This is a genomic window from Paracoccus panacisoli (assembly GCF_042435015.1).
Classification (GTDB): Bacteria; Pseudomonadota; Alphaproteobacteria; order Rhodobacterales; family Rhodobacteraceae; genus Paracoccus; species Paracoccus panacisoli.
In genome coordinates, this window is sequence record NZ_JBHMQU010000010.1 from 24,374 (window position 1) to 46,671 (window position 22,298).

A 22,298-nucleotide genomic window follows, 5' to 3' on the forward strand; every position below is an offset into this window, starting at 1 on the left:
TGCGGCGGACTCCCCCCGGGATATTTTCGCAAGGAAGAAGCTGGTCCTCGACCGCGCGCGGGACGAGGGGTTTTCGGCGGTGGGCGTGACCACGCCCGACGCGATCCCGCAGGCGGCGGGGCGGCTTGCGGCGTTTCTGGACGCCGGGCGGCACGGGCAGATGGGCTGGCTGGAGGAGCGCGCCGGCTGGCGCGGCGATCCGGCGGCGCTGTGGCCCGCGGCGCGTTCGGTGGTGATGCTGGCCGAGAGCTATGCGCCGGGGCACGATCCGCTCGACGACCTCGGCCGGCGCGACCGGGGCGCGATCAGCGTCTATGCGCAGGGCAAGGATTACCACGACATCGTCAAGCCGCGCCTCAAGCGGCTGGGGCGCTGGATGATCGAGCGCTTCGGGGGCGAGATCAAGGTGTTCGTCGACACCGCCCCGGTGATGGAGAAGCCGCTGGCGCAGGCCGCGGGGCTCGGCTGGCAGGGCAAGCACACCAACCTGCTGAGCCGGGATCTCGGCAACTGGTTCTTCCTCGGCGCGATCTTCACCACGCTCGAGCTGCCCCCCGATGCGCCCGAAGGCGAGCATTGCGGGTCGTGCCGGGCGTGTCTCGACATCTGCCCGACGGGAGCATTTCCGGCGCCGTTCCAGCTCGATGCGCGGCGCTGCATCTCGTATCTGACCATCGAGCATCGCGGGCCGGTGGACCCTGAGCTGCGGGCGCGGATGGGCAACCGGGTGTTCGGCTGCGACGACTGCCTGGCCGTCTGCCCGTGGAACAAGTTCGCGGTCGCGGCGGCGGACCTGCGCCATCACGGGCCGCACCGGGCGCCGGCGCTGGCCGAACTGGCGGGGCTGGACGACGCTGGGTTCCGGGCGCGGTTCGCGGGCACGCCGGTGAAGCGGATCGGCCGCGACCGGCTGGTGCGGAACGCGCTCTATGCCATCGGCAACAGCAGCATCCCGGCGTTCAGGCCGGTGGCGCAGGGGCGGTGCGAGGACGCCGATCCGGCCGTGGCCGACGCCGCCCGCTGGGCCTTGGGGCGGCTGTCGTGAGCCCGCTCACGGGTATCGCGCTCAAGCTGGGCAGCGTCATGATCTTCACCGCCATGGGCGCGGTGCTCAAGGCCACCGCCGCGACCGTGCCCGCGGGCGAGCAGGTGTTCTTCCGCTCGCTCTTCGCCATTCCGGTGATCCTCGCCTGGCTGGCGTGGCGGGGCGAGCTGGCGACCGGCCTCAAGACCCGCGACCCGATGGCGCACGCCTATCGCGGCATCGTCGGCTCGATCGCCATGGGGACGAGCTTCGCGGGGCTCGGGCTCCTGCCCTTCCCCGAGGCGACGGCGCTGGGATACGCCATGCCGCTGCTGACGGTGATCTTTGCCGGGATGTTTCTGGCCGAGCCGGTGCGCGGCTTCCGGCTGTCGATGGTGGCGATCGGGCTCGTGGGCGTGCTGATCGTACTGTCGCCGCGGCTGTCGGTCGGCGCCGGGTCGGTCACGATGGCCGAGTCGCTCGGCGCGATGCTGACCCTGACCGGGGCGGCGTTCGGGGCGCTGGCGCAGATCTTCATCTCGAAGATGGTGGCGACCGAGCGGACCGCGGCGGTGGTGTTCTGGTTCTCGGTCACCGCCACGGTGCTGTCGCTCGTCACCCTGCCCTTCGGCTGGGTGGTGCCGGACGCGCGGACCGCGGCGCTCTTGGTCAGTTGCGGGATCATGGGCGGGGCGGCGCAGATCATGCTGACCTCGGCCTATCGCTATGCGGATGCCTCGCTGGTGGCGCCCTTCGACTATGCCTCGATGCTGATGGCGCTGGCGATCGGGTGGTTCGTGTTCGGCGAGGGCGCCTCGGCCCGGATGCTGCTGGGCGCGGCGGTGATCATCGCCGCCGGCGTGGCGATCATCTGGCGCGAGCGGCAGCTGGGCATCAGCCGGGCGCGGCGGGCCGGCACCCCGCGTTAGAGCGGCACCAGCGCGCCGCGGTGGGCGATGACCCTGAGGGCGAGGGTGTGGCCGGCGCGGATCGCGGCCTCGGGCGGCTGGCCCTGCAGCGCGGCGGCGAGGTAGCCCGCGTTGAAGCTGTCGCCCGCGGCGGTGCTGTCGACCGGCGTGGCGCGCGGCAGGTCCGCCACCACCCCCGCGCCGTCGGCCCAGCCGTAATGGACCGGCGCGCCGGCGGCCTTGACGACCACCGTGCCCGCGCCCGCGTCGAGGTAGCGGGCGATGGTGGCCGGGGGGCCCTCGTCCCCGAACTGTGCGGCCTCGTCGTCGAAGCTGGGCAGGATCAGGTCCGAAAGCCCGGCGAAGCGCGTGATCTGGGCGCGCATCGTCGCCGCATCCTCCCACAGCCGGGGCCGCAGGTTGGGGTCGAAGACGACCCGCGCGCCGCCCTCGGACGCGCGGGCCAGCGCCACCGCCAGCCGGTCGCGGCCTTCGGGTGGCAGGATCGCCACGGTGATGCCCGAGAGGTAGAGCGTGGCGGCCTCGGCGAACGCCCGGTCCAGCGCGCCGGCGGTCACCCGCCGGCCCTAGCCGCTTGCTCAGCGGTAGTAGCGGGCCAGCCGCCGCTCGGCGTTGGCGATCGCCTCTTCGGGCAAGCGCTGGCCGGTGACGGCCTCGGCGAACATGTCCACCAGCACGTAATCCGCCATCGCCCCCGCCGACGCCGGCCCCAGCGGCCCGGCGTAGCCGTTGACCCTGAGCGACTCGGACGCCTTGGAATAGGGCGTGTGGATCGGGTTCGAGGTCCAGCCCGGGTTCGACGCGAACTCCTTGAGCGGCTGGCAGCAATAGGCCGAGGCGCCCTCGAGCCAGCGGTTGAAGTTGTCCGAGCGGAACATGAACTCGAGATAGGCCTTGGCCGCGTTCGGATACTTGCAGTGGTTGAAGATCGAGACGGTCGAGGTCTGGGCCAGCTCGACCGACTTCCCGACCGGCCCGATCGGCATGTTGGTGGTGCGGATGTCGTCCGCGATCGGCTTCAGCGCCGGGTCCTTCATCGCCGCATAGTAGAGCGACACCCCGTTCGCCGTCAGCGACACCTTGGAGATCCCTCTGCGCCGCGCTCAGCATGGCGCGGCGAAAAGGTGTGAGACGCACCCCGTTCGGCGCAGGGAACGGGTGCCCACGCCGATGCCGCGCCTGTCAGGGTGCGGCGTTCAGTTGTGAGGTTGGAAAGGCGACACGCGCGAGCAACCCCTCAGCGCAGGTCACTCTCGCGCGAACTGAGAGCCTGCCCGCGCGCAGCCTCGCGCGCCGGCAGCCGAGACAGCGTCAGGCCACGACGCGCTGGGTCTGGGTGCCCAGCCCCTCGATCCCCAGCCGCATGACCTCCCCGCCCTTCAGGAACACCTTGGGGTTCTGCCCCATGCCGACGCCGGGCGGCGTGCCGGTGGTGATCACGTCGCCGGGCATCAGCGTCATGAAGGTCGAGCAATAGGCGACCAGCTCGGCCACCCCGAACACCATCGTCCGGGTCGAGCCGTCCTGGTAGCGCTTGCCATCCACCTCGAGCCACATCGACAGCGCCTGCGGGTCGGGCACCTCGTCGGCGGTCACCAGCCACGGGCCGATGGGGCCGAAGGTGTCGAAACCCTTGCCCTTGTCCCAGGTCGCGGTCCGCTCGAGCTGCCATTCCCGCTCGCTCACGTCGTTGACGACGCAGTAGCCGGCGACGTGGTCGAGAGCGGTCTCGCGCGTGACACCGGCGGCGGGCTTGCCGATGACGACGCCCAGCTCGACCTCCCAGTCGGTCTTGGTCGAGCCGTGGGGGATGCGGATGTCGTCGTCGGGGCCGACGATGCAGCTCGTCCATTTGTTGAACACCACCGGCTCGGACGGGACCGGCATCCCCGACTCGGCGGCGTGGTCGGCGTAGTTGAGGCCGATGGCGATGAACTTGCGGACCTCGCCCACGCAGGGGCCGAGGCGCAGCCCGTCCTGCGGGGTGCCCTCGACCAGCGGCAGGCTGGCGGGGTCGAGCGCGGCAAGCCGCGCCAGCCCCTCGGGCAGCAGCGCGTCGTTGGCGATGTCGGCGACGCGGCCGCTGAGGTCGCGGACCCGGCCCTCGGCGTCCAGCAGTCCGGGTTTCTCGGACCCCGCGGGGCCATAGCGCAACAGTTTCATCGGGACTCCTCGCCAGCATCTCGTCGCCCGCGACGATAGGCCAGCGCGGGGCGGGGTGCAATCTGGCATACCAGAAATCCCCGCGGCGCGGGCGCGCCTGCCAGCCTGCCCCGCTGCGCCCCGATGCCGCAACGTCATGGCCCTTGCGGCCCCGCCGGCGGCGCGCAAGATGGCCCACCACACGGATGAGGGAGGGACGGCGCCATGCTTCTGGGCCGCATGATGCACCAATCGCTGTCGATCGGGTCGCTGATCGACCATGCCGCGCGCTATCACGCCGGGACCGAGATCGTGTCCGCCCTGACCGAGGGCGGGTTCGAGCACACCACCTGGGGCGAGGTCGGCGCCAACGCCCACCGCATCGGCTCGGCGCTGATCGCGCGGGGGATGGAAAAGGGCGACCGCATCGGGACGCTCGCCTGGAACAACCGCCGGCACCTCGAGCTCTACTTCGGCGTCCCCGGCATGGGGATGGTCTGCCACACGGTGAACCCGCGCCTCTCGCCCGAGCAGATGGCCTATATCGTGAACCACGCCGGCGACCGGATGCTGTTCATCGAAAAGACCTTCGTGCCGCTGATCGCCAAGCTCAGGGACCAGCTCACCACGCTGCGCGGCATCGTGCTGCTGGGCGGCCGGGACGAGGAGGCCGCGGCCGCGATCCCCGGGCTTCTGTTCCACGACGAGCTGCTGGCCGAGGGCGACCCGAACGCGCCCTGGCCCGATGTGGACGAGACCACGCCCTCGTCGCTCTGCTATACCTCGGGGACGACGGGGAACCCCAAGGGCGTGCTCTACACCCATCGCTCGACGCTGCTGCACGGGCTCGCGGTGAACAACACCGACGGGCTGGCCATCGGCGCGGCGGATTCGGTGATGCCGGTGGTGCCGATGTTCCACGTCAACGCCTGGGGCATTCCCTATGCCGCCGCGGCGGTGGGGGCGCGGCTGGTGCTGCCGGGGCCGCGGCTCGACGGTGACAGCCTCGCGCATCTGATCGTGGACGAGGGCGTGACGATGGCCGCCGGGGTGCCGACGATCTGGCTGGGGCTTTTGAACGCGCTGGATACCTCGGGGCTGAAGCCGGTGACGCTCAAGCGCACCGTGGTCGGCGGCTCGGCGCTGCCGCCGTCGATGCGGGCGGCGTTCCGCGACCGCTACGGGGTCGAGCTGATCCACGCCTGGGGGATGAGCGAGACGAGCCCGCTCGGCACGCTCAACGCGCCGCTGGCCAAGCACGGCGCCCTGCCCGAGGCCGAGCAGGACCGGATCGGCAACGGCCAGGGCCGGCCGCCCTACGGGGTCGAGCTGAGGATCGTCGGCGCCGACGGCCTCGTGCTGCCGTCCGACGGCCAGACCGAGGGCGAGCTGCAGATCCGCGGCCACTGGATCATCGACAGCTACTTCGGGCACGAGAAGCCCGCCCTGACCTGGGACGGCTGGTTCGACACCGGCGACATCGCCACCATCGACCCGGACGGTTACATGGTGATCCGCGACCGGTCCAAGGACATCATCAAGTCGGGGGGCGAGTGGATCTCGACCGTCGATCTGGAGAACATCGCCGTCTCGCACCCCAAGGTCGCCAACGCCGCCGCCATCGCCGCGCGCCACCCGAAATGGGACGAGCGCCCGGTGATCTGCTGCCAGAAGCGCCCGCAGTCGGACCTGACCGAGGCCGAGCTGCTGGCCTGGTATGACGGCAAGGTGCCGCGCTGGCAGAAGCCCGACCGGGTGGTGTTCGTCGAGACGCTGCCGCTGGGCGCCACCGGCAAGGTGGTCAAGGCGACGCTGCGCGAGGCGCATGGCGATGTGCTGTGGGACGAGGCGATGGCCGAGCTGCAAGCCGAGCAGGCGGCGCTGGCCGCCGAGGGCGCGGCGAACGCGGCCGCCGGGCAGACGGCCGCCGGGCCGACGGACGCCGATGGGCGCTGATCCCGCGGCGCTCTGGAAGGCGGCGGCGATCCTCGTCGCCACCGTCGCGGCGCTGGCCAACCTGCGCCGCGCCGGGGCGACGGCGAACCCGACCGTGTTCCGGTTGCTGACCGTGGGGATGCTCGCCGTGGCGGTGGTGGCGGTGCTGGTGATCTAGCCCGTCACGCGGGCGCGGCGCCGGGCCAGCGCCTCGGCCCGCATGGCGGTGAAGTTGGCGGCGAAGATCACCACCGCCCCGAAGAGCACCGCGGCGCTGATCGGCTCGGCATAGGCGAGCCAGCCGATCACCGCGATCAGCGGCACTCGCAGGAAGTCGATGGGGATGGCGATCGAGGCGTCCATCACCCGCAACGCCTGCGCCATGGTGTAATGCGCGCTGAGGGCGGTGAGGCCCACCACCGCGATCCACGGCAGGTCCGCGGGCCGCGGCGCCACCCAGCCGCCGGTCAGGGCCAAGAGCGCCAGTCCCATCGGCAGTTGCAGCAACACCATCCACACCACGATCACCGCGGGCGAGGCGCTGCGCGTCAGCCGCTTGACGAACACTGCCGAGGCGCCATAGCCCGCCGCCGACGCCAGCACGAGCAGCGCCGCCGGGTTGATCATCCCCGCGCCGGGCCTGAGCACGATCAGCACCCCCAGAAAGCTGACCGCGATGGCGGCGATGCGGAGGCGGGTCACCCGCTCCCCCAGCGCGGCCCAGGCGAAGAGCGCGACCCAGATCGGCATGGTGAACTCGAGCGCGAAGACCTGCGCCAGCGGCAACAGCGCCACCCCCAGCGTCCAGGCATACTGGGCGGCGAAATGGACGACGTTGCGGGCGAGATACAGGGGAAAGTCGCGGTGCCGGCGCAGCTCGGGCCAGAGCCGCGGGGCGAGCAGCGCCGCCACCGCCAGCCCGACGAGCGAGCGCAGCACGAGGATCTGGACGATCGGCATCGCCGTCGACAGCTGGCGCGAGGCGACCGCCATGCCGATGAACGAGGTGAGGCTGCCGAGCATCCACAGCACGCCCGCCGTGCTGATGGCGGGCGGCGGCAGGACCGGGGCGGCCTGCGCCGGACCCGCGGGGACGGGCGCAGGCATGGGGTCAGCCGCCCCGTCGGGGGCGGCTGGTCCGTTTGGCAAAGGTGACCGCGCTGCGGCTCACGCGTCCTTGTCCCAGCCCGAGATCTGCTTGGAGTCCATGAACTCCTCGAGCCCCCAGACGCCGCCCTCGCGGGCCCGGCCCGAGGCCTTGACCCCGCCGAAGGCCGAGCCGCGGCCGCGGCTGACGCCGTTCATCTCGACCATGCCCGAGCGCAGCTGCCGGGCGAGCCGGTTGCGGCGCGCGCCGTCCTGGGTCTGGACGTAGTTGGTCAGCCCGTAGATCGTGTCGTTGGCGATCCTGACGGCCTCTTCCTCGGACTCGAACGGGATCAGGGCCACGACCGGGCCGAAGATCTCTTGCCGGGCGATGGTCATGTCGTTGGTCACGTCGGCAAAGACCGTGGGGCGGACGTAGTAGCCGCGGTTCACGCCCTCGGGCAGGCCGGTGCCGCCGGCGACCAGCCGCGCGCCCTCGTCGATGCCCTTCTGGATCAGGTCCTGGATCTTGTCCCACTGCTGCTTGCTGACGACCGGGCCGATGTGCTTGCCGGCGTCATGGGCGCTGCCGACCGAGGTTTCCTCGGCCACCTTCTTCGCCGTCTCGACGGCCTTCTCATAGGCGCCGCGCTCAACCAGCATCCGGGTCGGGGCGTTGCAGGACTGGCCCGAATTGTAGAACACGTGCCGGATGCCGCGCACCACGGCCTTGTCGTCGGCGTCGGCAAAGACGAGGTTCGCGCCCTTCCCGCCGAGCTCCAGCGCGACCTTCTTCACCGTGTCGGCGGCGGCCTTGGTGATGGCGATGCCGGCGCGGGTCGAGCCGGTGAACGAGATCATCTCGACATCCGGGTGGGTCGAGAGCTGCGTGCCCACCCCTGCCCCGTCGCCGTTCACGAGGTTGAACACGCCCTTGGGCAGCCCGGCCTCGTCGATCACCTCGGCAAAGACCATCGACGAGAGCGGCGCGATCTCGGACGGCTTCAGCACCACCGTGTTGCCGGCAAGGATCGCCGGGATCACCTTGAGCGTGACCTGGTTCATCGGCCAGTTCCACGGGGTGATGAGGCCGACGACGCCGATCGGCTCCCACGCGACCATGCTGGTGGGGGCGTGGTCGCCCAGCGGGCGGATGAACTCGAAGTCCCTGAAGCTGTCGATGAAGGTCTCGATGTGGAACGAGCCGGACCCTGCCTGGTCCTCTTTCGACATATCGGTCGGGGCGCCCATCTCGGTCGTCATCGCGGCGGCGATGTCGTCGTTGCGGCGCTTGTAGATCTCGAGGATCTTCTCGACGTATTTCAGCCGCTCGGCGGGCGGGGTCGCGGACCAGCCCGGAAAGGCCGCCTTGGCGGCGGCCACGGCGCGGTCGGTGTCGGCCTGCGCGCCGACCGAGATCACCGCCACCGGCTCTTCGGTCGTCGGGTCGATCACCTCGAGGTCGTTCGGCGTGGCGGGCGGCACCCAGGCGCCGTCGATGTAGAATTTCCGCTTGTCCGCGAGATCGGCCATCAGCGCGCTCCCCCTCATGTCGTTGGTCGGTGTGAACTGTCGGGGGCAGGGTCGCACCGGCGGCAAGGCTCTGCAAGGCCGGCGCGGCCGACGATCCGACCGGGCCGGCGGGCGGATCGCCGGCGCGGCACAGGGCCGCCATGCCGCGGCCGGGGGTGGCATTCCGCGCCGGCGCCTCTATGTTTTCGCCTGACCGGCAGCCAAAGGAGCATGTCATGGCCCTGCGCATCAACGATACCGCCCCGGACTTCACCGCCGACACCTCGGACGGCGAGATCAGCTTCCACGAGTGGATGGGCGACAACTACGCCATCATCTTCAGCCACCCCAAGGACTTCACCCCCGTCTGCACGACCGAGTTCGGCGCCGTGGCGCAGCTCGCCCCCGAGTGGGAAAAGCGCGGCGTGAAGGTGCTGGGCGTGTCGGTGGACAGCGCCGACGAGCATCGCAAGTGGAAGCGCGACATCGAGGCGTTCGCCGGCACCCCGGCCAACTTCGCCATCGTGGACGACACAAGCCTCAAGGTCGCCAAGCTCTATGACATGCTGCCGGCGGACGCCTATATGCCCGACGGGCGCACGGCCGCGGACAGCGCGACGGTGCGGACCGTCTATATCATCGGGCCGGACAAGAAGGTGCGGCTGATGATGACCTATCCGATGTCAGTGGGCCGCAACTTCGCCGAGATCCTGCGCGCGCTGGACGCGGTGCAGGCGACCGACGGGGTGCCGATCGCCACCCCCGCCAACTGGGTACCGGGTCAGGACGTGATCGCGGCGCTGTCGCTGTCGGACGAGCAGGCCGAGGCGAAGTTCGGCAAGGTGGACCGCAAGCTGCCCTACCTGCGCTACGTCAAGCAGCCCGAGCGCGCCTGAGCGAGAGCGCCCCCGCGCAAATGCAAAACGCCCCGGAGCGATCCGGGGCGTTTCTCGTTTCCGAAGGGGGCGGGTGTCAGCCGCAGGTGACCTTCACCAGCTTGCCGGTGCGGTCGTATTCGAAGTTCAGCCGCGACGGGTTCAGGTCCATCGTGACGGGGTCGCCGGTGCGGTAGTGGCGCACGACGGTGCCAGCGGGCACGGTGATGGCGGGCGACTTCTGGCCCACGAACTGCTGGAAGCGGTCGGCGATGCACTCGTTGGCGGGCGGGGTGACGACGACGGTGGTCGAGGGCGGCATCGGCTGGCAGGCGGCGAGCAGCGTCGTGCCGCCGACAGCGGCGAGGAGCAGGGGAAGGCGCATGGCAGGCTCCTAGGTTGCAGGCTTCATGCCCCGGCAACCACGATCGACCGCCCCCGGTTCCGCCTTTCCCCTTGCCGGACAGACACATGGCCGCGAGCGGCGGCTGTGTGAGGGCCAGTTGCACGGGAGGAGGGGCGATGCAGGCCCCCGGCCCCGGTGCCCCCGCGGGCGGACATGAAAAAAGGGCCGGGTTGCCCCGGCCCTTCGTTCGTCGATCCCGAGGGGATCAGTTCTTTTCTTCGACGATCTGCACCAGGTGCGGGATCGCGTTCACCATGCCGCGGACCGAGGGGGTGTCCTCGAGCTCGCGGGTGCGGTGCATCTTGTTCAGGCCGAGCCCCTTCAGCGTCGCGCGCTGTTCCTTGGGCCGGCGGATCGGCGAGCCGATCTGCTTGACGACGATGGTTGCCATGGGATCAGGCCTCCTGCATCTGCGCCGAGGTCACGGTCGCGTCCGTGCCCTTCTGCGATTCCGGCTTGTGGTCGTGGGCCGGCAGGATCTCGGCGACCTTCTTGCCGCGGCGCGAGGCGACCGAACGCGGCGAAGCCTCGGCCTTGAGGCCGTCGATGGTGGAGCGGATCATGTTGTAGGGGTTCTGCGACCCCAGCGACTTGGCCACCACGTCCTGCACGCCCAGCATCTCGAAGACGGCGCGCATCGGGCCACCGGCGATGATCCCGGTCCCCGGAACGGCGGTCCGCATCACGACCTTGCCGGCGCCATGACGGCCCTCGATGTCGTGGTGCAGGGTGCGGCCGTCGCGCAGCGGGACGCGGATCAGGCCGCGCTTGGCCTGCTCGGTCGCCTTGCGGATCGCCTCGGGCACTTCCTTGGCCTTGCCCTTGCCGAATCCGACGCGGCCGCGCTGGTCACCGACCACCACGAGCGCGGCAAAGCCGAAGCGCTTGCCGCCCTTCACGGTCTTGGACACGCGGTTGATCGCCACCAGGCGGTCGGCGAATTCCGGGGTTTCCTCGCGCTCGTCGCGGCGACGGTCGTCGCGGCGGTCACGGCGCTGTTCACGTTCTGCCATGCGGCATTCCTTTTCATCCGGCGCGTGTCCGCGCCCGTTGGATCCGATCCAGGTGGGCCGCCCGCTGAGGGGCAGCCCCCGGATCATCGGGGCGGCAGAGGACCCGCCGCCCGCATCATCAGAACTTCAGCCCGCCTTCGCGCGCCGCGTCGGCCAGAGCCTTGATCTTGCCGTGGAACAGGAAGCCGCCGCGGTCGAACACGACCTCTTCGACACCCTTGGCCTTGGCGCGCTCGGCAATCGCCGAACCGATCTTGGCAGCCGCCTCGACGTTGTTCTTGCCGACGACGCCCAGATCCTTCTCGAGGGTCGAGGCCGAGGCCAGCGTCACCCCGTTCGCGTCGTCGATCAGCTGGACGCTGATGTTCTTGGACGAACGGTGGACGGACAGGCGCGGACGGCCGTTCGCCATCTCGCGCAGTTTGTTCCGGACGCGCAGACGGCGCTTCTGGAACAGCTCTCGTTTGTTCAGTGCCATGTGCGTGATCCTTACTTCTTCTTGCCTTCCTTGCGGAAGACCTGCTCACCCTTGTAGCGGATGCCCTTGCCCTTGTAGGGCTCGGGTTTCTTCCACTCGCGGATGTTCGCGGCGGTCTGGCCGACGGCTTGCTGGTCGATGCCCTCGACGACGATCTCGGTCTGCTTGGGGGCGTTGACCGTGACGCCCTCGGGCGCCTCGAAGTTCACGTCGTGCGAGTAGCCGAGCGCGAGCTTCAGCGTCTTGCCCTGCATCGAGGCGCGGTAGCCGACGCCCTGGATTTCCAGCTCGCGCTTGAAACCCTCGGTGACGCCGGTGACGAGGTTCGCGACCATCGACCGCGACATCCCCCACTGCTGGCGGGCGCGCTTCGACATGCCGCGCGGCTTGACGGTGACGGCGCCGTTGTCCAGCAACAGATCCACGTCGTCGGTCGCGGTGAACGACCGGGTGCCCTTCGGACCCTTGACCGAAATGGTCTGGCCCTTGATCTCGGCCGTGACGCCCGAGGGCAGTTCGACCGGCTTCTTGCCAATACGAGACATCATGCCCTCCTTAGAACACGGTGCAGAGGACTTCGCCGCCGACATTGGCGTTGCGAGCCGCTGCGTCCGACATCACGCCTTTCGGCGTCGAGACGATGGAGACGCCCAGGCCGTTGCGGACCGAGGGCAGCTCACGGGCGCCGGCATAGACGCGGCGGCCGGGTTTCGAGACCCGGGCCAGCTCGCGGATCACCGGAGCGCCTTCGAAGTACTTGAGCGAGATTTCCAGTTCGGCGTGACCGGCGTCGGTCGTCACCGCCTCGTAGCCGCGGATGTAGCCCTCGGCCTTGAGGACGTCCAGAACCCAGGCGCGCAGCTTGCTCGACGGGGTGCGGACGGTGGATTTGCCGCGCATTTGCGCGTTGCGGATGCGGGTCAGCATATCGCCGAGCGGATCGTTCATCGACATGAGTGCCCCCTTACCAGCTCGATTTCACCATGCCGGGGATCTGGCCGAAAGAGCCCAGCTCGCGCAGCATGATCCGCGACAGTTTCAGCTTGCGGTAATAGGCGCGCGGACGCCCGGTCAGCTCGCAGCGGTTGTTCAGCCGGGTGGCCGACGAGTTGCGCGGCAGTTCGGCAAGCTTCAGCGTCGCCTTGAACCGCTCTTCCATCGGCTTGGACTGGTCGTTGATGACGTCGTTCAGAGCCGCGCGCTTGGCGGCGTATTTCGCCACCATCCGCTCGCGCTTCTTCTGACGTTCGATCATGGATTTCTTTGCCATATCAGGTTCCTCGCGCGATCAGCTGTTGAAGGGCATGTTGAAGTGCTTCAACAGCGCCTTCGCCTCGGCGTCGGTGTTCGCCGTGGTCGCGATGATGATGTCCATCCCCAGAACCTCATCGACCTTGTCGAAGTTGATTTCGGGGAAAACGATGTGCTCTTTCAGGCCCATGGCATAGTTGCCGCGGCCGTCGAACGCCGTGCCCTTGACGCCGCGGAAGTCGCGGACGCGCGGCAGCGCGATGTTGATGAGCCGGTCGAGGAATTCGTACATCCGGTCGCCACGCAGCGTGACCTTGGCACCCAGCGGCATCTCTTCACGGACCCGGAAGCCGGCGATCGACTTCTTGGCCTTGGTGATGACGGCCTTCTGCCCGGCGATCAGCGACAACTCGTCGGCGCCCTGCTTGACCTTCTTGGTGTCCTTGACGGCCTCGCCGATCCCCATGTTCAGGACGATCTTGTCCAGACGCGGGATCTGCATGTCGTTCTTGTAGCCGAACTCTTCCTTGAGCGCGGCCCGGATCTGGTCCTGATAGACCGCCTTGAGGCGGGGCGTGTATTTCGCGTCGTCCAGCATCAGATCACGTCCCCCGTGGTCTTGGCAAAACGGACCTTCTTGCCGTCTTCCATGCGGAAGCCGACCCGGGTCGCCTTGCCGTTCTTGTCGGTCAGGGCCAGGTTCGAGAGTTCGATCGGCATGTTCTTGGGCACGCGGCCGCCCTGGCTGGTCTGCGACTGCCGGGTGTGGCGCAGCGCGATGTTCACGCCGTCGACGGTGGCCTTGTTCTCTTTCGGAAACACGGCGGTGATCTCGCCCGTCTTGCCCTTGTCCTTGCCGGTCAGGACGACGACGGTATCACCCTTCTTGAGCTTGGCGGCCATCACAGCACCTCCGGCGCAAGCGAGATGATCTTCATGAAGTTCTTCGCACGCAGCTCGCGCACGACCGGCCCGAAGATCCGGGTGCCCACGGGCTCGCCCTGGTTGTTCAGGATGACGGCGGCGTTCTGGTCGAAGCGGATGGACGTGCCATCCTCGCGCTTCACTTCTTTGGCGGTGCGCACGACGACGGCCTTGCGGACGTCGCCCTTCTTCACGCGACCGCGCGGAATGGCTTCCTTGACGGAGACGACGATGATGTCGCCGACCGACGCATAGCGCCGGTGCGATCCGCCCAGAACCTTGATGCACTGCACCCGGCGTGCGCCGGAGTTGTCAGCGACATCCAGATTGGTCTGCATCTGGATCATGATATGCTCCCGACCTTTGGGGACCGGTTGCAGTCCCGGCCCCAGGGTTTCGATATGTCAGCGGGCTGCCCGATCGGATCGTGGCGGCCCGCCGGGATGGCGTCAGGCCTGCGCGGCTTCGGCGCCGGCGGTGTCGTCCACGAGGACGGTCCAGCGCTTGGTCTTCGAGATCGGCGCGCATTCGATGATGCGGACGGTGTCCCCGACCTTGAACTGGTTGTTCTCGTCGTGCGCCCGGTACTTCTTGGACGAACGCACGGTCTTGTGCAGCAGCGGGTGCTTGAAGCGGCGCTCGACCAGAACCGTGACGGTCTGTTCGTTCTTGTCGCTGGTGACTTTGCCCTGAAGGATGCGCTTCGGCATGATCCGGCCCCCTTAGTTCGCGGCGGCCGCGGCAGCGGCCTTCTGGTTCATGACGGTCTTGATGCGGGCGACGTCGCGGCGGACGGCGCGCATCCGCGCGGTCGATTCCATCTGGCCGGTGGCCTGCTGGAAGCGCAGGTTGAAGGCTTCCTTCTTGAGCGCGACCAGCTGCTCGCGCAGCTGCTCGGGCGTCTTGTCTTTCAGTTCCGCGGCTTTCATGCCGTTGTCCTTTCAACATCACCGGAGGGCCCCTGTCGCGCAGGGAGACCCTGATTCCCGGTGGAGTTCGAGATGAAGGCCGTCCCATACGCGCAAACGCTGCAAGGCGCAACCCTGTTGTGGGCGGTGGGCCGTGGGGTGCGGCTCGCGGACGCCGGTTTGGCAGGCGAATTATCAAATGACAGCGCCCGGGTTTCCTTTTGCGCCCGGTTGCGGTATGAGTGCCTCAGTTTCGCGCATCGACCACCGAGCCGCGCGGACCTTTCGATTTGGGGTATCCCGAGTCTGTCACCGAGGTCACGACGCCGCGCCTTGCGCCAACCCTTTGACATTCTCCTGATCCCCTTCCCCGTTGCCGCTGCCCAGCGGCAGCGTTCCGGACGCCGCATGAGCGGCATCCCTGTCTGTAACGTCCGCCCGAGGGTGGCGCGATAGGAGAAGAGAAATGGCCGAGACGTTTCCGAACGAAACGCTGAACTGGACCAACGTTACCAACACCGGAGGCGTCCTACCTTCGGGGACGTCGATCGACACGGGCGGAACGCTTGTCACTGTTACGTCGTCTCCGGGTAACTACAAAGCGTCATATGTTGGCACGACCACTGCCGGCGGGACGTATACCGGCATTCCTTCTACTCAACGAACGCTATTATCTCACAGCCAAGAGGGCGTACCGACCACCACGACCTTTACGTTCAATGACGACGCGACCGTGGCAGGCACGGTGAACACCGTCGAAAACCTGACGTTCAGAATCTTTGACATCGATTCCAGCGGGGGCACCGCGGGCTACACCGATCAAGTGACGCTGAGCGCGTTCAACGCGAAGAACGAACCCGTAGAAATCATCGTCACGGCATCGAGCCCCGCGAGCTACAAGGTTGATTATAACGATGATGGATCGGTAACCATCACCGGCACATCAGCACACCAGCCGAACAACGTGGCATTGAGTTCGGCGCTGATCAGCTTTGTCGGGCCGGTCGATAGCTTTACCATGACGCATGCGTCGGGCGGCACGTCGAACGTGTACCTTGGGAACTTCGGCTTCACTCCGTCATCGGCGCTCTGCTTCGCTGCCGGCACGATGATCCTGACCAACCGTGGCGACGTCGCCGTCGAGACCCTCAATGTCGGTGACCTGGTCATGACCCGCGACAATGGCGCCCAGCCGGTGCGCTGGATCGACTCGACCCGCCGCACACTGCGGGCGGGCAGTCGCCTCGCGCCGGTCCGCATTCGCGCCGGCGCTATTGGGGGCAACCTGCCGGAATCGGATCTGCTGGTCAGCCCGCAGCACCGGATGCTGGTCCGCTCGGCCATCGCGCAGCGGATGTTCGGCACCGACGAGGTGCTCGTCGCGGCCAAGCAGCTCCTGCAGATCGACGGGATCGACATTGCCGATGACCTGGACGAGGTGGTTTACGTCCACTTCATCTTCGACCGGCACGAGATCGTCTATGCGAACGGCGCTGAAAGCGAGAGCCTCTATACCGGCCCCGAGGCGCTGAAGACGCTGCGCCCGCAGGCGCGCGAGGAAATCCTCGCGCTGTTCCCCGAGCTGGCCGAGGACGCGCTGCCCGAGCCGGCGCGGGTGCTCGCCTCGGGGCGGCTCGGCCGCAAGCTGGCCGTGCGCCACGCGCAGAACGACAAGCCGCTCGTCTGATCTGAAAGACGAAAGGACGATCAAAGGGGCGGGCCGCACGGTCCGCCCCTTCTCGTTTTCACCCCTGGCGGCCCCCCTTACCCCCACCGCAACGAAAAACCCCGCCGTCTCCGGCGGGGTTCTCGTCGTCTCTTCCGGGACCGGGATTACCAGTCTTCGCGGTGCACGATGCGGGTCAGGACCGGCAGCTTCTGCGCGCCGAGGCGCAGGGCCTCGCGGGCGATGTCGTCCTCGACGCCGTCGATCTCGAACATGATCCGGCCGGGGTGGACGCGGGCCGCCCAGTAGTCGACCGAGCCCTTGCCCTTACCCATCCGCACTTCGGTCGGCTTGGACGAGACCGGAACGTCCGGGAAGATCCGGATCCAGACCCGGCCCTGACGCTTCATGTGGCGGGTGATCGCGCGGCGGGCCGCCTCGATCTGGCGCGCGGTGACCCGCTCGGGTTCCGTCGCCTTGAGTGCATAGGAGCCGAAGTTCAGGTTGAAGCCGCCCTTGGCCTCGCCATGAATCCGCCCCTTGAACTGCTTGCGGAACTTGGTCCGTTTCGGTTGCAGCATTTCCCTGTCTCCTTAGCGCGCGTGGCGATCGTCGCGATCGCGGCGCGGGCCGCGCGGCGACGGGCCGTCCTGGGCCTCGGCGGCCTTGCGGTCCCGCGCCTGCGGGTCGTGTTCCATGATCTCGCCCTTGAAGATCCAGACCTTCACGCCGATGATCCCGTAGGGGGTCGAGGCCTCCGACAGCGCATAGTCGATGTCGGCACGCAGCGTGTGCAGCGGCACGCGGCCTTCGCGGTACCACTCGGTCCGGGCGATCTCGGCGCCACCCAGACGGCCGGCGACGTTCACGCGGATCCCCAACGCACCCATCCGCATCGCGTTCTGCACCGCGCGCTTCATGGCGCGGCGGAACGAGACCCGGCGCTCGAGCTGCTGGGCGATCGACTCGGCCACCAGCTGGGCGTCCAGCTCGGGCTTGCGGACCTCGACGATGTTGAGGTGCAGTTCCGAGTCGGTGAAGTTCGCCAGCTTCTTCTTGAGCGTCTCGATGTCGGCGCCCTTGCGGCCGATGATGACGCCCGGGCGGGCGGCATGGATCGTCACGCGGCACTTCTTGTGCGGACGCTCGATGATGACGCGGCTCACGCCGGCCTGCTTGGCTTCCTCGTGGATGAACTCGCGGATCTTCAGATCCTCGAGCAGCAGGTTGCCATAGTCCTTGCTGTCCGCGAACCAGCGGCTGTCCCAGGTGCGGTTGACCTGCAGACGCATCCCGATGGGGTTGACCTTCTGACCCATTACGCGAGCTCCTCGGCGGCGGCTTCAGGGGTGGTGGTGGCTTCGGCCTGACGGTTCGAGGCCGTGCGCTTCTGTGCCTTCGCGGCCTTCTTCGCCGCTTCGGCCGCAGCCACGTCGATCTCGCGCACCGTGATGGTGATTTCCGAGAACGGCTTCATGATCTTGCCGAACCGGCCACGCGCCCGCGGACGTCCGCGCTTCATCACCATGTTCTTGCCGACCCAGGCCTCGGCCACGATCAGGCTGTCCACGTCGAGATTGTGGTTGTTCTCGGCGTTGGCGATCGCCGACTGCAGGCACTTCTTGACGTCGCCGGCGATGCGGCGCTTCGAGAAGGTCAGGTCGGCCAGAGCCTTGTCCACCTTCTTGCCGCGGATCATCGCGGCCACCAGGTTCAGCTTCTGCGGCGAGGTGCGAAGCATCTTGGTCTTCGCCATCGCTTCGTTCTCCGCCACGCGGCGCGGATTTTGTTCCTTACCCATGACGATTACTTCCTTTTCGCTTTCTTGTCGGCGGCGTGACCATAATAGGTCCGCGTCGGCGAGTACTCACCGAACTTCTGGCCGATCATCTCCTCGGACACGTTGACCGGGATGTGCTTGTGGCCGTTGTAGACGCCGAAGGTCAGGCCGACGAACTGCGGCAGGATGGTCGAGCGGCGCGACCAGATCTTGATGACGTCCGAGCGACCCGAGTCGCGCGCCTTTTCCGCCTTCTTCAGGACGTAGGCGTCGACGAAGGGGCCTTTCCAGATAGAACGTGCCATGGATTAACGCCCCTTCTTCTTGGCGTGGCGCGACCGCAGGATGTACTTGTCGGTCGACTTGTTGGAACGGGTGCGCTTGCCCTTGGTCGGCTTGCCCCACGGCGTCACCGGGTGACGGCCGCCCGAGGTCCGGCCCTCACCACCGCCGTGCGGGTGGTCGATCGGGTTCATCGCGACGCCGCGGACGGTCGGGCGAACGCCCATGTGCCGCTTGCGCCCGGCCTTGCCGAGGTTCTGGTTCGAGTGGTCGGGGTTCGACACGGCACCGATGGTGGCCATGCATTCCTGACGCACCAGACGCAGCTCGCCCGAGGAAAGGCGGATCTGCGCGTAGCCGCCGTCACGGCCCACGAACTGCGCGTAGGTACCGGCCGAACGGGCCAGCTGGCCGCCCTTGCCGGGCTTCAGCTCGACGTTGTGGACGATCGTGCCGATCGGCATCCCCGAGAACGGCATCGCGTTGCCCGGCTTGATGTCGGCCTTCTGCGAGGCGACCACGCGGTCACCGATCGCCAGGCGCTGCGGCGCGAGGATGTAGGCCTGCTCGCCGTCCTCGTACTTCACCAGCGCGATGAAGGCGGTGCGGTTCGGATCGTATTCGATCCGCTCGACGGTCGCCGGGACGTCGAACTTGGTGCGGCGGAAATCGACGATGCGGTAGAGCCGCTTGGCCCCGCCGCCCTTGTGCCACATGGTGACGCGCCCGGTGTTGTTCCGGCCACCCGTCTTGGTCAGACCCTCGGTCAGGGTCTTGACGGGGCGGCCTTTCCAAAGCTCCGAACGGTCGATCAGTACCAGCCCGCGCTGGCCAGGCGTCGTCGGTTTATACGACTTGAGTGCCATGGTTTCTGTCTTCCGTTTGCCTTGGACCAAAGGTCCGTTTCAGTCGAATTGTCGAAGGGCGGGCCCGTCGCCGGGACCGCCCCCCTTGGGATCAGAGGCCGGTGTTGACGTCGATGCTGTTGCCAGCCTCGAGCATCACATAGGCCTTCTTCACGTCCGAGCGGACGCCGGGGCGGCCGCGGAAGCGCTTGACCTTGCCCTTGGTGATCGTCGTGTTGACGGCCTTCACCTTGACGCCGAACAGCGCCTCGACCGCCGACTTGATCTCGGGCTTGCTGGCCGACTTCGCCACCTCGAAGGTCACGGCGTTGGACAGTTCGCCCGCCATCGTGGCCTTTTCGGTGATGATCGGCTTGCGGATCACGTCATAGTGCTCCGGCTTGGCGCTGGTTTCACTCTTGCTCATTTCAGGCGAGCCTCCAGAGCTTCGACACCCGCGCGCGTGATCACCAGCGTGTCGCGCTTGAGGATGTCATAGACGTTGGCGCCCATCGAGGGCAGCACATCGATGCCGTCCAGGTTGCGGGCGGCGCGGGCGAAGTTCTCGTTCACCTCGGCCCCGTCGATCACCAGGACGCGCTTCCAGCCGTTCTCGGCCAGCGCCTTGGCGACGGCAGAGGTCTTGGCTTCGGCGAGATCCAGGTTCTCGAGGATCACCAGCTTCCCGCGCGAGGCTTTCGCCGACAGCGCGTGCTTGAGCCCGAGGGCACGGACCTTCTTGGGCAGGTCGAACGCATGGCTGCGCGGAACCGGACCCTTGTAGACGCCACCCTTGCGGAAGATCGGCGCCTTGCGCGAGCCGTGGCGAGCGCCGCCCGTGCCCTTCTGGCGATAGATCTTCTTGGTCGAGTAGCTGACGTCGGACTTGCCCAGCGTCGCGTGGGTGCCCTGCTGCGCCTTGGCGCGCTGCCAGCGGACCACGCGGTGCAGGATGTCCGCCCGCGGCTCGAGGCCGAAGATGTCGTCGGCCAGCTCGATGTCCCCGGCCTTGCCGGAGGCGAGCGAGATCACGTCGAGTTTCATTTGCTCTCGTCTCCTTCGGGGGCTTCGGGGGCGGCGTCGGCGTTCGGATCGGCCGCGGCCTTGTCGGCCTCGATCGACGCGGCGGCCTCGGCCAGCGCAGCTTCCTGCGCGGCGGCTTCGGCTTCGGCCGCGGCGAGACGCGCGGCTTCTTCCTCGGCGGCGGCCGCGGCGGCAGCTTCCTCGGCCAGGCGCTTGGCCTCACGCTCGGCCGAGCGCAGCGCGGCCGGATAGATGGTCGCGTCGGACATCGGCTTCTTCACCGCGTCCTTGATCGTGACCCAGCCGCCCTTCGAGCCCGGCACCGAACCCTTGACCATGATCAGGCCACGGTCGGCGTCGGTCTTGACGACCTGCAGGTTCTGGGTGGTGACACGCACCGCACCCATGTGGCCGGCCATCTTCTTGCCCTTGAACACCTTGCCGGGGTCCTGGCACTGGCCGGTCGAGCCGTGCGAGCGGTGGCTGATCGACACGCCGTGCGAGGCGCGCAGACCGCCGAAGTTGTGCCGCTTCATCGCGCCCGCGAAGCCCTTACCGATCGAGGTGCCCGCGATGTCCACGAACTGACCGGCAAAGTAATGGGCGGCGATGATTTCCTCGCCGACCGGGATGAGGTTTTCCTCGGCGACGCGGAACTCGACGATCTTCTTCTTCGGGGCCACGTTCGCCTTGGCGAAGTGGCCACGCATCGGCGCCGACACGCGCTTGGCCTTGGCCTCGCCCGCGCCCAGCTGGACGGCGACGTAGCCGTCGGTCTCATTGGTGCGCTGCGCGACGACCTGGAGGTTGTCGAGTTGCAGCACGGTCACCGGCACCTGCCGCCCGTCCTCGAGGAACAGACGGGTCATGCCCAGTTTCTTGGCGATAACACCAGTACGCAGCATGGTCGCCCCCTCAGACCTTGATCTCGACGTCCACGCCGGCGGCGAGGTCGAGCTTCATCAGGGCGTCCACGGTCTGCGGGGTCGGATCGACGATGTCCAGCAGGCGCTTGTGGGTGCGGATCTCCCACTGGTCGCGGGATTTCTTGTCGATGTGCGGGCCGCGCAGAACGGTGAATTTCTCGATCTTGTTCGGCAGCGGGATCGGGCCGCGCACCTGCGCGCCGGTCCGCTTGGCGGTGTTGACGATCTCGAGCGTGCTGGCGTCCAGCACACGATAGTCAAACGCCTTGAGCCGGATACGGATGGTCTGGCTTTGCATCAAAGCATCCCTCGTGACGGGGATTTCAGTCGAGAGGCTGACCGCGCACCACGCGGGGCCAGCGTCGGACCGTGGCAGTATAAAAACCGCAAGGCCGCCCCCTTGGCGGGCGGCCTGCGCGGGTGCCTCCGATTCGATGTGACCGGAGGCGATGGGGGCTTATGGCGGCTGGGGGGCTGGGTGTCAAGGCAGATGCTCGGTGCGCTTGCCGCAGGTCGCGCCTCCGCCGATCACCCGCCGATCAGTGCCCTCGCCTTTCCCCTAATTTCGGCCAGCACCTTGTCAGCGACCTTTCCCTTCTCCTGCGCCTGTCGTGCACGCCAGTCGACCGACTTGACCTGATCGGCCAGTGCGACGCTGCCCCGCTCATCGCCGAGGGCCACCTCGAAGGGATAGCCCTTGGCCTGGGTGGTCAGCGGGCAGCAGAGCATCAGGCCGTGGCGGTTATAGGCGGCGGGCGACAGCACGACGGCGGGCCTGTGCCCGGCTTGCTCGTGCCCGGCTTGCGGCGAGAACTGCAGCCAGACCACGTCGCCGGCATCGGGAACGAATTCAGAAGGCCTCACGACCCACCGCAGCGCCGAACTCCACGCCCTCGTGTCGGTTGTCGGAAGTGATCCCGGCCAGCAACTGCTCGAGATCGTAGGTTTCCGGCCGGATCGCCTCGATGATGAGACGCCCGTTCTCCTCGTGAAGCGAGACCGGCTGATCGACCGCAAGCCCGGCCGCATCCAGCAACGCTGCCGGAATGCGCAGCGCCGCGCTGTTGCCCCATTTCTTGACCGTGACGTTCATGACGACCCCCGTAGATACTCTGTATCTACTCTGCGGCGTTTCCTCCTGCAACGAAAAACCCGCCCCCTTTCGGGAGCGGGCTTTCGTGTGGTTGGCTCGGCGTCGGGTGCGTGCTCGCACGCACCCCGACCCGCGACCCTTACGCGAGGATCTTCGAGACCACGCCGGCGCCGACGGTGCGGCCGCCTTCGCGGATGGCG

At 68.0% G+C, this 22,298-nt stretch carries 33 protein-coding genes and 1 pseudogene; 6 read left to right on the forward strand and 28 right to left on the reverse strand.

What is annotated here, in order from left to right:
• Nucleotides 1–40: 40 nt before the first annotated feature.
• Nucleotides 41–1,045, forward strand: a complete 1,005-nt coding sequence (gene queG, locus ACFHYO_RS02445; protein WP_394318171.1) for a tRNA epoxyqueuosine(34) reductase QueG — start codon at nucleotides 41–43, stop codon at nucleotides 1,043–1,045.
• On the forward strand, nucleotides 1,042–1,953 hold the full coding sequence (locus ACFHYO_RS02450; protein WP_394318142.1) for a DMT family transporter: 912 nt from the start codon (nucleotides 1,042–1,044) through the stop codon (nucleotides 1,951–1,953). The genes queG and ACFHYO_RS02450 overlap by 4 nt, the downstream gene beginning before the upstream one ends.
• On the opposite strand, the gene ACFHYO_RS02455 is transcribed toward ACFHYO_RS02450, so the two are convergent.
• The 3 genes from ACFHYO_RS02455 to ACFHYO_RS02465 form a co-directional block, all read right to left on the reverse strand.
• Nucleotides 1,950–2,510, reverse strand: a complete 561-nt coding sequence (locus ACFHYO_RS02455) for a PfkB family carbohydrate kinase (RefSeq protein WP_394318144.1) — start codon at nucleotides 2,508–2,510, stop codon at nucleotides 1,950–1,952. The two genes, ACFHYO_RS02450 and ACFHYO_RS02455, sit on opposite strands and share 4 nt — an antisense overlap.
• A 21-nt stretch (nucleotides 2,511–2,531) precedes the next feature.
• Entirely contained in the window at nucleotides 2,532–3,032 is a 501-nt protein-coding gene (locus ACFHYO_RS02460; protein WP_394318146.1) for a type 2 periplasmic-binding domain-containing protein, read from the reverse strand.
• Between the two features lie 232 nt (nucleotides 3,033–3,264).
• Nucleotides 3,265–4,116 (reverse strand): ureidoglycolate lyase, encoded by an 852-nt coding sequence (locus ACFHYO_RS02465; RefSeq protein WP_394318147.1) that lies wholly within the window; start codon nucleotides 4,114–4,116, stop codon nucleotides 3,265–3,267.
• Nucleotides 4,117–4,320: 204 nt separating this feature from the next.
• On the opposite strand from ACFHYO_RS02465, the gene ACFHYO_RS02470 reads away from it, so the two are divergent.
• Together ACFHYO_RS02470 and ACFHYO_RS02475 are read left to right on the forward strand one after the other, a co-directional pair.
• Nucleotides 4,321–6,051, forward strand: coding sequence for a long-chain fatty acid--CoA ligase (locus tag ACFHYO_RS02470; protein WP_394318149.1), 1,731 nt, complete (start codon nucleotides 4,321–4,323; stop codon nucleotides 6,049–6,051).
• Complete coding sequence (locus ACFHYO_RS02475; RefSeq protein WP_156113502.1) at nucleotides 6,041–6,208, forward strand: hypothetical protein; 168 nt, start codon at nucleotides 6,041–6,043, stop codon at nucleotides 6,206–6,208. Before ACFHYO_RS02470 ends, ACFHYO_RS02475 begins: the two co-directional genes overlap by 11 nt.
• Here the strand turns inward: ACFHYO_RS02475 and ACFHYO_RS02480 are convergent.
• Together ACFHYO_RS02480 and ACFHYO_RS02485 are read right to left on the reverse strand one after the other, a co-directional pair.
• Entirely contained in the window at nucleotides 6,205–7,137 is a 933-nt protein-coding gene (locus ACFHYO_RS02480; protein ID WP_394318151.1) for a DMT family transporter, read from the reverse strand. The two genes, ACFHYO_RS02475 and ACFHYO_RS02480, sit on opposite strands and share 4 nt — an antisense overlap.
• A 60-nt stretch (nucleotides 7,138–7,197) precedes the next feature.
• Complete coding sequence (locus tag ACFHYO_RS02485) at nucleotides 7,198–8,649, reverse strand: aldehyde dehydrogenase family protein (RefSeq protein ID WP_394318153.1); 1,452 nt, start codon at nucleotides 8,647–8,649, stop codon at nucleotides 7,198–7,200.
• A 215-nt stretch (nucleotides 8,650–8,864) separates the two neighbouring features.
• On the opposite strand from ACFHYO_RS02485, the gene ACFHYO_RS02490 reads away from it, so the two are divergent.
• Nucleotides 8,865–9,524 carry a peroxiredoxin gene (locus ACFHYO_RS02490; protein WP_036707519.1) on the forward strand — a complete coding sequence of 220 codons (660 nt, stop codon included), beginning with the start codon at nucleotides 8,865–8,867 and terminating at the stop codon, nucleotides 9,522–9,524.
• Between the two features lie 76 nt (nucleotides 9,525–9,600).
• On the opposite strand, the gene ACFHYO_RS02495 is transcribed toward ACFHYO_RS02490, so the two are convergent.
• The 12 genes from ACFHYO_RS02495 to rpmC all read right to left on the reverse strand — a co-directional run bounded on the left by ACFHYO_RS02495 (nucleotide 9,601) and on the right by rpmC (nucleotide 14,504).
• Nucleotides 9,601–9,888: an I78 family peptidase inhibitor gene (locus tag ACFHYO_RS02495; RefSeq protein ID WP_394318155.1), complete on the reverse strand. Its 288-nt coding sequence runs from the start codon at nucleotides 9,886–9,888 to the stop codon at nucleotides 9,601–9,603.
• A gap of 226 nt (nucleotides 9,889–10,114) precedes the next feature.
• A complete protein-coding gene (gene rpmD, locus ACFHYO_RS02500) occupies nucleotides 10,115–10,300 on the reverse strand; it encodes a 50S ribosomal protein L30 (RefSeq protein ID WP_036707523.1) in 186 nt (61 codons plus the stop codon).
• Nucleotides 10,301–10,304: 4 nt separating this feature from the next.
• Nucleotides 10,305–10,922 (reverse strand): 30S ribosomal protein S5, encoded by a 618-nt coding sequence (gene rpsE / locus ACFHYO_RS02505; protein WP_394318157.1) that lies wholly within the window; start codon nucleotides 10,920–10,922, stop codon nucleotides 10,305–10,307.
• Nucleotides 10,923–11,040: 118 nt separating this feature from the next.
• A complete protein-coding gene (gene rplR, locus ACFHYO_RS02510) occupies nucleotides 11,041–11,400 on the reverse strand; it encodes a 50S ribosomal protein L18 (RefSeq protein ID WP_036707527.1) in 360 nt (119 codons plus the stop codon).
• Between the two features lie 11 nt (nucleotides 11,401–11,411).
• Nucleotides 11,412–11,945, reverse strand: coding sequence for a 50S ribosomal protein L6 (gene rplF / locus ACFHYO_RS02515; protein WP_168783893.1), 534 nt, complete (start codon nucleotides 11,943–11,945; stop codon nucleotides 11,412–11,414).
• Between the two features lie 10 nt (nucleotides 11,946–11,955).
• Entirely contained in the window at nucleotides 11,956–12,354 is a 399-nt protein-coding gene (gene rpsH / locus ACFHYO_RS02520; RefSeq protein ID WP_036703719.1) for a 30S ribosomal protein S8, read from the reverse strand.
• A gap of 10 nt (nucleotides 12,355–12,364) precedes the next feature.
• Complete coding sequence (rpsN, locus tag ACFHYO_RS02525) at nucleotides 12,365–12,670, reverse strand: 30S ribosomal protein S14 (RefSeq protein WP_036703720.1); 306 nt, start codon at nucleotides 12,668–12,670, stop codon at nucleotides 12,365–12,367.
• Nucleotides 12,671–12,688: 18 nt separating this feature from the next.
• Nucleotides 12,689–13,249 (reverse strand): 50S ribosomal protein L5, encoded by a 561-nt coding sequence (gene rplE, locus ACFHYO_RS02530; RefSeq protein WP_036703721.1) that lies wholly within the window; start codon nucleotides 13,247–13,249, stop codon nucleotides 12,689–12,691.
• The gene (rplX, locus tag ACFHYO_RS02535; RefSeq protein ID WP_394318160.1) at nucleotides 13,249–13,554 is read right to left on the reverse strand and encodes a 50S ribosomal protein L24; all 306 of its coding nucleotides are present in this window, start codon (nucleotides 13,552–13,554) and stop codon (nucleotides 13,249–13,251) included. Before rplX ends, rplE begins: the two co-directional genes overlap by 1 nt.
• The gene (rplN, locus tag ACFHYO_RS02540) at nucleotides 13,554–13,922 is read right to left on the reverse strand and encodes a 50S ribosomal protein L14 (protein WP_036703723.1); all 369 of its coding nucleotides are present in this window, start codon (nucleotides 13,920–13,922) and stop codon (nucleotides 13,554–13,556) included. The genes rplX and rplN overlap by 1 nt, the downstream gene beginning before the upstream one ends.
• 102 nt (nucleotides 13,923–14,024) lie before the next feature.
• Complete coding sequence (rpsQ, locus tag ACFHYO_RS02545) at nucleotides 14,025–14,285, reverse strand: 30S ribosomal protein S17 (protein ID WP_036703726.1); 261 nt, start codon at nucleotides 14,283–14,285, stop codon at nucleotides 14,025–14,027.
• Between the two features lie 12 nt (nucleotides 14,286–14,297).
• Complete coding sequence (rpmC, locus tag ACFHYO_RS02550; protein WP_036703728.1) at nucleotides 14,298–14,504, reverse strand: 50S ribosomal protein L29; 207 nt, start codon at nucleotides 14,502–14,504, stop codon at nucleotides 14,298–14,300.
• A 445-nt stretch (nucleotides 14,505–14,949) separates the two neighbouring features.
• Between rpmC and ACFHYO_RS02555 the strand changes: the two genes are divergently transcribed.
• On the forward strand, nucleotides 14,950–16,170 hold the full coding sequence (locus ACFHYO_RS02555; protein ID WP_394318163.1) for a Hint domain-containing protein: 1,221 nt from the start codon (nucleotides 14,950–14,952) through the stop codon (nucleotides 16,168–16,170).
• 146 nt (nucleotides 16,171–16,316) lie between these two features.
• Here the strand turns inward: ACFHYO_RS02555 and rplP are convergent, their stop codons facing one another.
• The 11 genes and pseudogenes from rplP to ACFHYO_RS02610 all read right to left on the reverse strand — a co-directional run bounded on the left by rplP (nucleotide 16,317) and on the right by ACFHYO_RS02610 (nucleotide 22,098).
• Nucleotides 16,317–16,730, reverse strand: a complete 414-nt coding sequence (rplP, locus tag ACFHYO_RS02560) for a 50S ribosomal protein L16 (protein ID WP_036704908.1) — start codon at nucleotides 16,728–16,730, stop codon at nucleotides 16,317–16,319.
• Nucleotides 16,731–16,742: 12 nt separating this feature from the next.
• Nucleotides 16,743–17,468, reverse strand: coding sequence for a 30S ribosomal protein S3 (gene rpsC / locus ACFHYO_RS02565; protein ID WP_036704909.1), 726 nt, complete (start codon nucleotides 17,466–17,468; stop codon nucleotides 16,743–16,745).
• A gap of 104 nt (nucleotides 17,469–17,572) precedes the next feature.
• Nucleotides 17,573–17,950 (reverse strand): annotated as a pseudogene (rplV, locus tag ACFHYO_RS02570) (50S ribosomal protein L22); the annotation flags it as partial.
• 5 nt (nucleotides 17,951–17,955) lie between these two features.
• A complete protein-coding gene (gene rpsS, locus ACFHYO_RS02575) occupies nucleotides 17,956–18,234 on the reverse strand; it encodes a 30S ribosomal protein S19 (RefSeq protein WP_036704913.1) in 279 nt (92 codons plus the stop codon).
• Nucleotides 18,235–18,237: 3 nt separating this feature from the next.
• A complete protein-coding gene (gene rplB / locus ACFHYO_RS02580; RefSeq protein ID WP_036704916.1) occupies nucleotides 18,238–19,077 on the reverse strand; it encodes a 50S ribosomal protein L2 in 840 nt (279 codons plus the stop codon).
• Between the two features lie 91 nt (nucleotides 19,078–19,168).
• Nucleotides 19,169–19,483: a 50S ribosomal protein L23 gene (locus tag ACFHYO_RS02585; protein WP_036704918.1), complete on the reverse strand. Its 315-nt coding sequence runs from the start codon at nucleotides 19,481–19,483 to the stop codon at nucleotides 19,169–19,171.
• Nucleotides 19,480–20,100 carry a 50S ribosomal protein L4 gene (gene rplD / locus ACFHYO_RS02590; RefSeq protein WP_036704919.1) on the reverse strand — a complete coding sequence of 207 codons (621 nt, stop codon included), beginning with the start codon at nucleotides 20,098–20,100 and terminating at the stop codon, nucleotides 19,480–19,482. The genes ACFHYO_RS02585 and rplD overlap by 4 nt, the downstream gene beginning before the upstream one ends.
• A complete protein-coding gene (gene rplC, locus ACFHYO_RS02595; protein WP_036704921.1) occupies nucleotides 20,097–20,984 on the reverse strand; it encodes a 50S ribosomal protein L3 in 888 nt (295 codons plus the stop codon). Before rplC ends, rplD begins: the two co-directional genes overlap by 4 nt.
• A 10-nt stretch (nucleotides 20,985–20,994) precedes the next feature.
• Nucleotides 20,995–21,303 carry a 30S ribosomal protein S10 gene (gene rpsJ / locus ACFHYO_RS02600; protein ID WP_036704922.1) on the reverse strand — a complete coding sequence of 103 codons (309 nt, stop codon included), beginning with the start codon at nucleotides 21,301–21,303 and terminating at the stop codon, nucleotides 20,995–20,997.
• Between the two features lie 230 nt (nucleotides 21,304–21,533).
• Nucleotides 21,534–21,833 carry an endoribonuclease MazF gene (gene mazF / locus ACFHYO_RS02605; RefSeq protein ID WP_394318167.1) on the reverse strand — a complete coding sequence of 100 codons (300 nt, stop codon included), beginning with the start codon at nucleotides 21,831–21,833 and terminating at the stop codon, nucleotides 21,534–21,536.
• A 22-nt stretch (nucleotides 21,834–21,855) separates the two neighbouring features.
• Complete coding sequence (locus ACFHYO_RS02610) at nucleotides 21,856–22,098, reverse strand: AbrB/MazE/SpoVT family DNA-binding domain-containing protein (protein WP_394318169.1); 243 nt, start codon at nucleotides 22,096–22,098, stop codon at nucleotides 21,856–21,858.
• Nucleotides 22,099–22,298 lie beyond the last annotated feature (200 nt).

Excerpts from the sequence above, each read along its gene's own strand:
- ACFHYO_RS02495 (WP_394318155.1), bottom strand. The coding sequence starts at position 9,888 with ATGCGCCTTCCCCTGCTCCTCGCCGCTGTCGGCGGCACGACGCTGCTC.
- rpmD (WP_036707523.1), bottom strand. The coding sequence starts at position 10,300 with ATGGCAACCATCGTCGTCAAGCAGATCGGCTCGCCGATCCGCCGGCCC.
- rplB (WP_036704916.1), bottom strand. The coding sequence starts at position 19,077 with ATGGCACTCAAGTCGTATAAACCGACGACGCCTGGCCAGCGCGGGCTG.
- rplC (WP_036704921.1), bottom strand. The coding sequence starts at position 20,984 with ATGCTGCGTACTGGTGTTATCGCCAAGAAACTGGGCATGACCCGTCTG.
- ACFHYO_RS02480 (WP_394318151.1), bottom strand. The coding sequence starts at position 7,137 with ATGCCTGCGCCCGTCCCCGCGGGTCCGGCGCAGGCCGCCCCGGTCCTG.
- ACFHYO_RS02610 (WP_394318169.1), bottom strand. The coding sequence starts at position 22,098 with ATGAACGTCACGGTCAAGAAATGGGGCAACAGCGCGGCGCTGCGCATT.
- ACFHYO_RS02475 (WP_156113502.1), top strand. The coding sequence starts at position 6,041 with ATGGGCGCTGATCCCGCGGCGCTCTGGAAGGCGGCGGCGATCCTCGTC.
- rpmC (WP_036703728.1), bottom strand. The coding sequence starts at position 14,504 with ATGAAAGCCGCGGAACTGAAAGACAAGACGCCCGAGCAGCTGCGCGAG.
- rpsH (WP_036703719.1), bottom strand. The coding sequence starts at position 12,354 with ATGTCGATGAACGATCCGCTCGGCGATATGCTGACCCGCATCCGCAAC.
- rplE (WP_036703721.1), bottom strand. The coding sequence starts at position 13,249 with ATGCTGGACGACGCGAAATACACGCCCCGCCTCAAGGCGGTCTATCAG.
- rpsJ (WP_036704922.1), bottom strand. The coding sequence starts at position 21,303 with ATGCAAAGCCAGACCATCCGTATCCGGCTCAAGGCGTTTGACTATCGT.
- rpsN (WP_036703720.1), bottom strand. The coding sequence starts at position 12,670 with ATGGCAAAGAAATCCATGATCGAACGTCAGAAGAAGCGCGAGCGGATG.
- ACFHYO_RS02555 (WP_394318163.1), top strand. The coding sequence starts at position 14,950 with ATGGCCGAGACGTTTCCGAACGAAACGCTGAACTGGACCAACGTTACC.
- rplF (WP_168783893.1), bottom strand. The coding sequence starts at position 11,945 with ATGTCTCGTATTGGCAAGAAGCCGGTCGAACTGCCCTCGGGCGTCACG.
- ACFHYO_RS02485 (WP_394318153.1), bottom strand. The coding sequence starts at position 8,649 with ATGGCCGATCTCGCGGACAAGCGGAAATTCTACATCGACGGCGCCTGG.
- rplR (WP_036707527.1), bottom strand. The coding sequence starts at position 11,400 with ATGGCACTGAACAAACGAGAGCTGTTCCAGAAGCGCCGTCTGCGCGTC.
- ACFHYO_RS02490 (WP_036707519.1), top strand. The coding sequence starts at position 8,865 with ATGGCCCTGCGCATCAACGATACCGCCCCGGACTTCACCGCCGACACC.
- rpsC (WP_036704909.1), bottom strand. The coding sequence starts at position 17,468 with ATGGGTCAGAAGGTCAACCCCATCGGGATGCGTCTGCAGGTCAACCGC.
- rplP (WP_036704908.1), bottom strand. The coding sequence starts at position 16,730 with ATGCTGCAACCGAAACGGACCAAGTTCCGCAAGCAGTTCAAGGGGCGG.
- ACFHYO_RS02465 (WP_394318147.1), bottom strand. The coding sequence starts at position 4,116 with ATGAAACTGTTGCGCTATGGCCCCGCGGGGTCCGAGAAACCCGGACTG.
- rpsQ (WP_036703726.1), bottom strand. The coding sequence starts at position 14,285 with ATGCCGAAGCGCATCCTTCAGGGCAAAGTCACCAGCGACAAGAACGAA.
- rpsS (WP_036704913.1), bottom strand. The coding sequence starts at position 18,234 with ATGGCACGTTCTATCTGGAAAGGCCCCTTCGTCGACGCCTACGTCCTG.
- rplD (WP_036704919.1), bottom strand. The coding sequence starts at position 20,100 with ATGAAACTCGACGTGATCTCGCTCGCCTCCGGCAAGGCCGGGGACATC.
- rplN (WP_036703723.1), bottom strand. The coding sequence starts at position 13,922 with ATGATCCAGATGCAGACCAATCTGGATGTCGCTGACAACTCCGGCGCA.
- rplX (WP_394318160.1), bottom strand. The coding sequence starts at position 13,554 with ATGGCCGCCAAGCTCAAGAAGGGTGATACCGTCGTCGTCCTGACCGGC.
- ACFHYO_RS02470 (WP_394318149.1), top strand. The coding sequence starts at position 4,321 with ATGCTTCTGGGCCGCATGATGCACCAATCGCTGTCGATCGGGTCGCTG.
- ACFHYO_RS02585 (WP_036704918.1), bottom strand. The coding sequence starts at position 19,483 with ATGAGCAAGAGTGAAACCAGCGCCAAGCCGGAGCACTATGACGTGATC.
- rpsE (WP_394318157.1), bottom strand. The coding sequence starts at position 10,922 with ATGGCAGAACGTGAACAGCGCCGTGACCGCCGCGACGACCGTCGCCGC.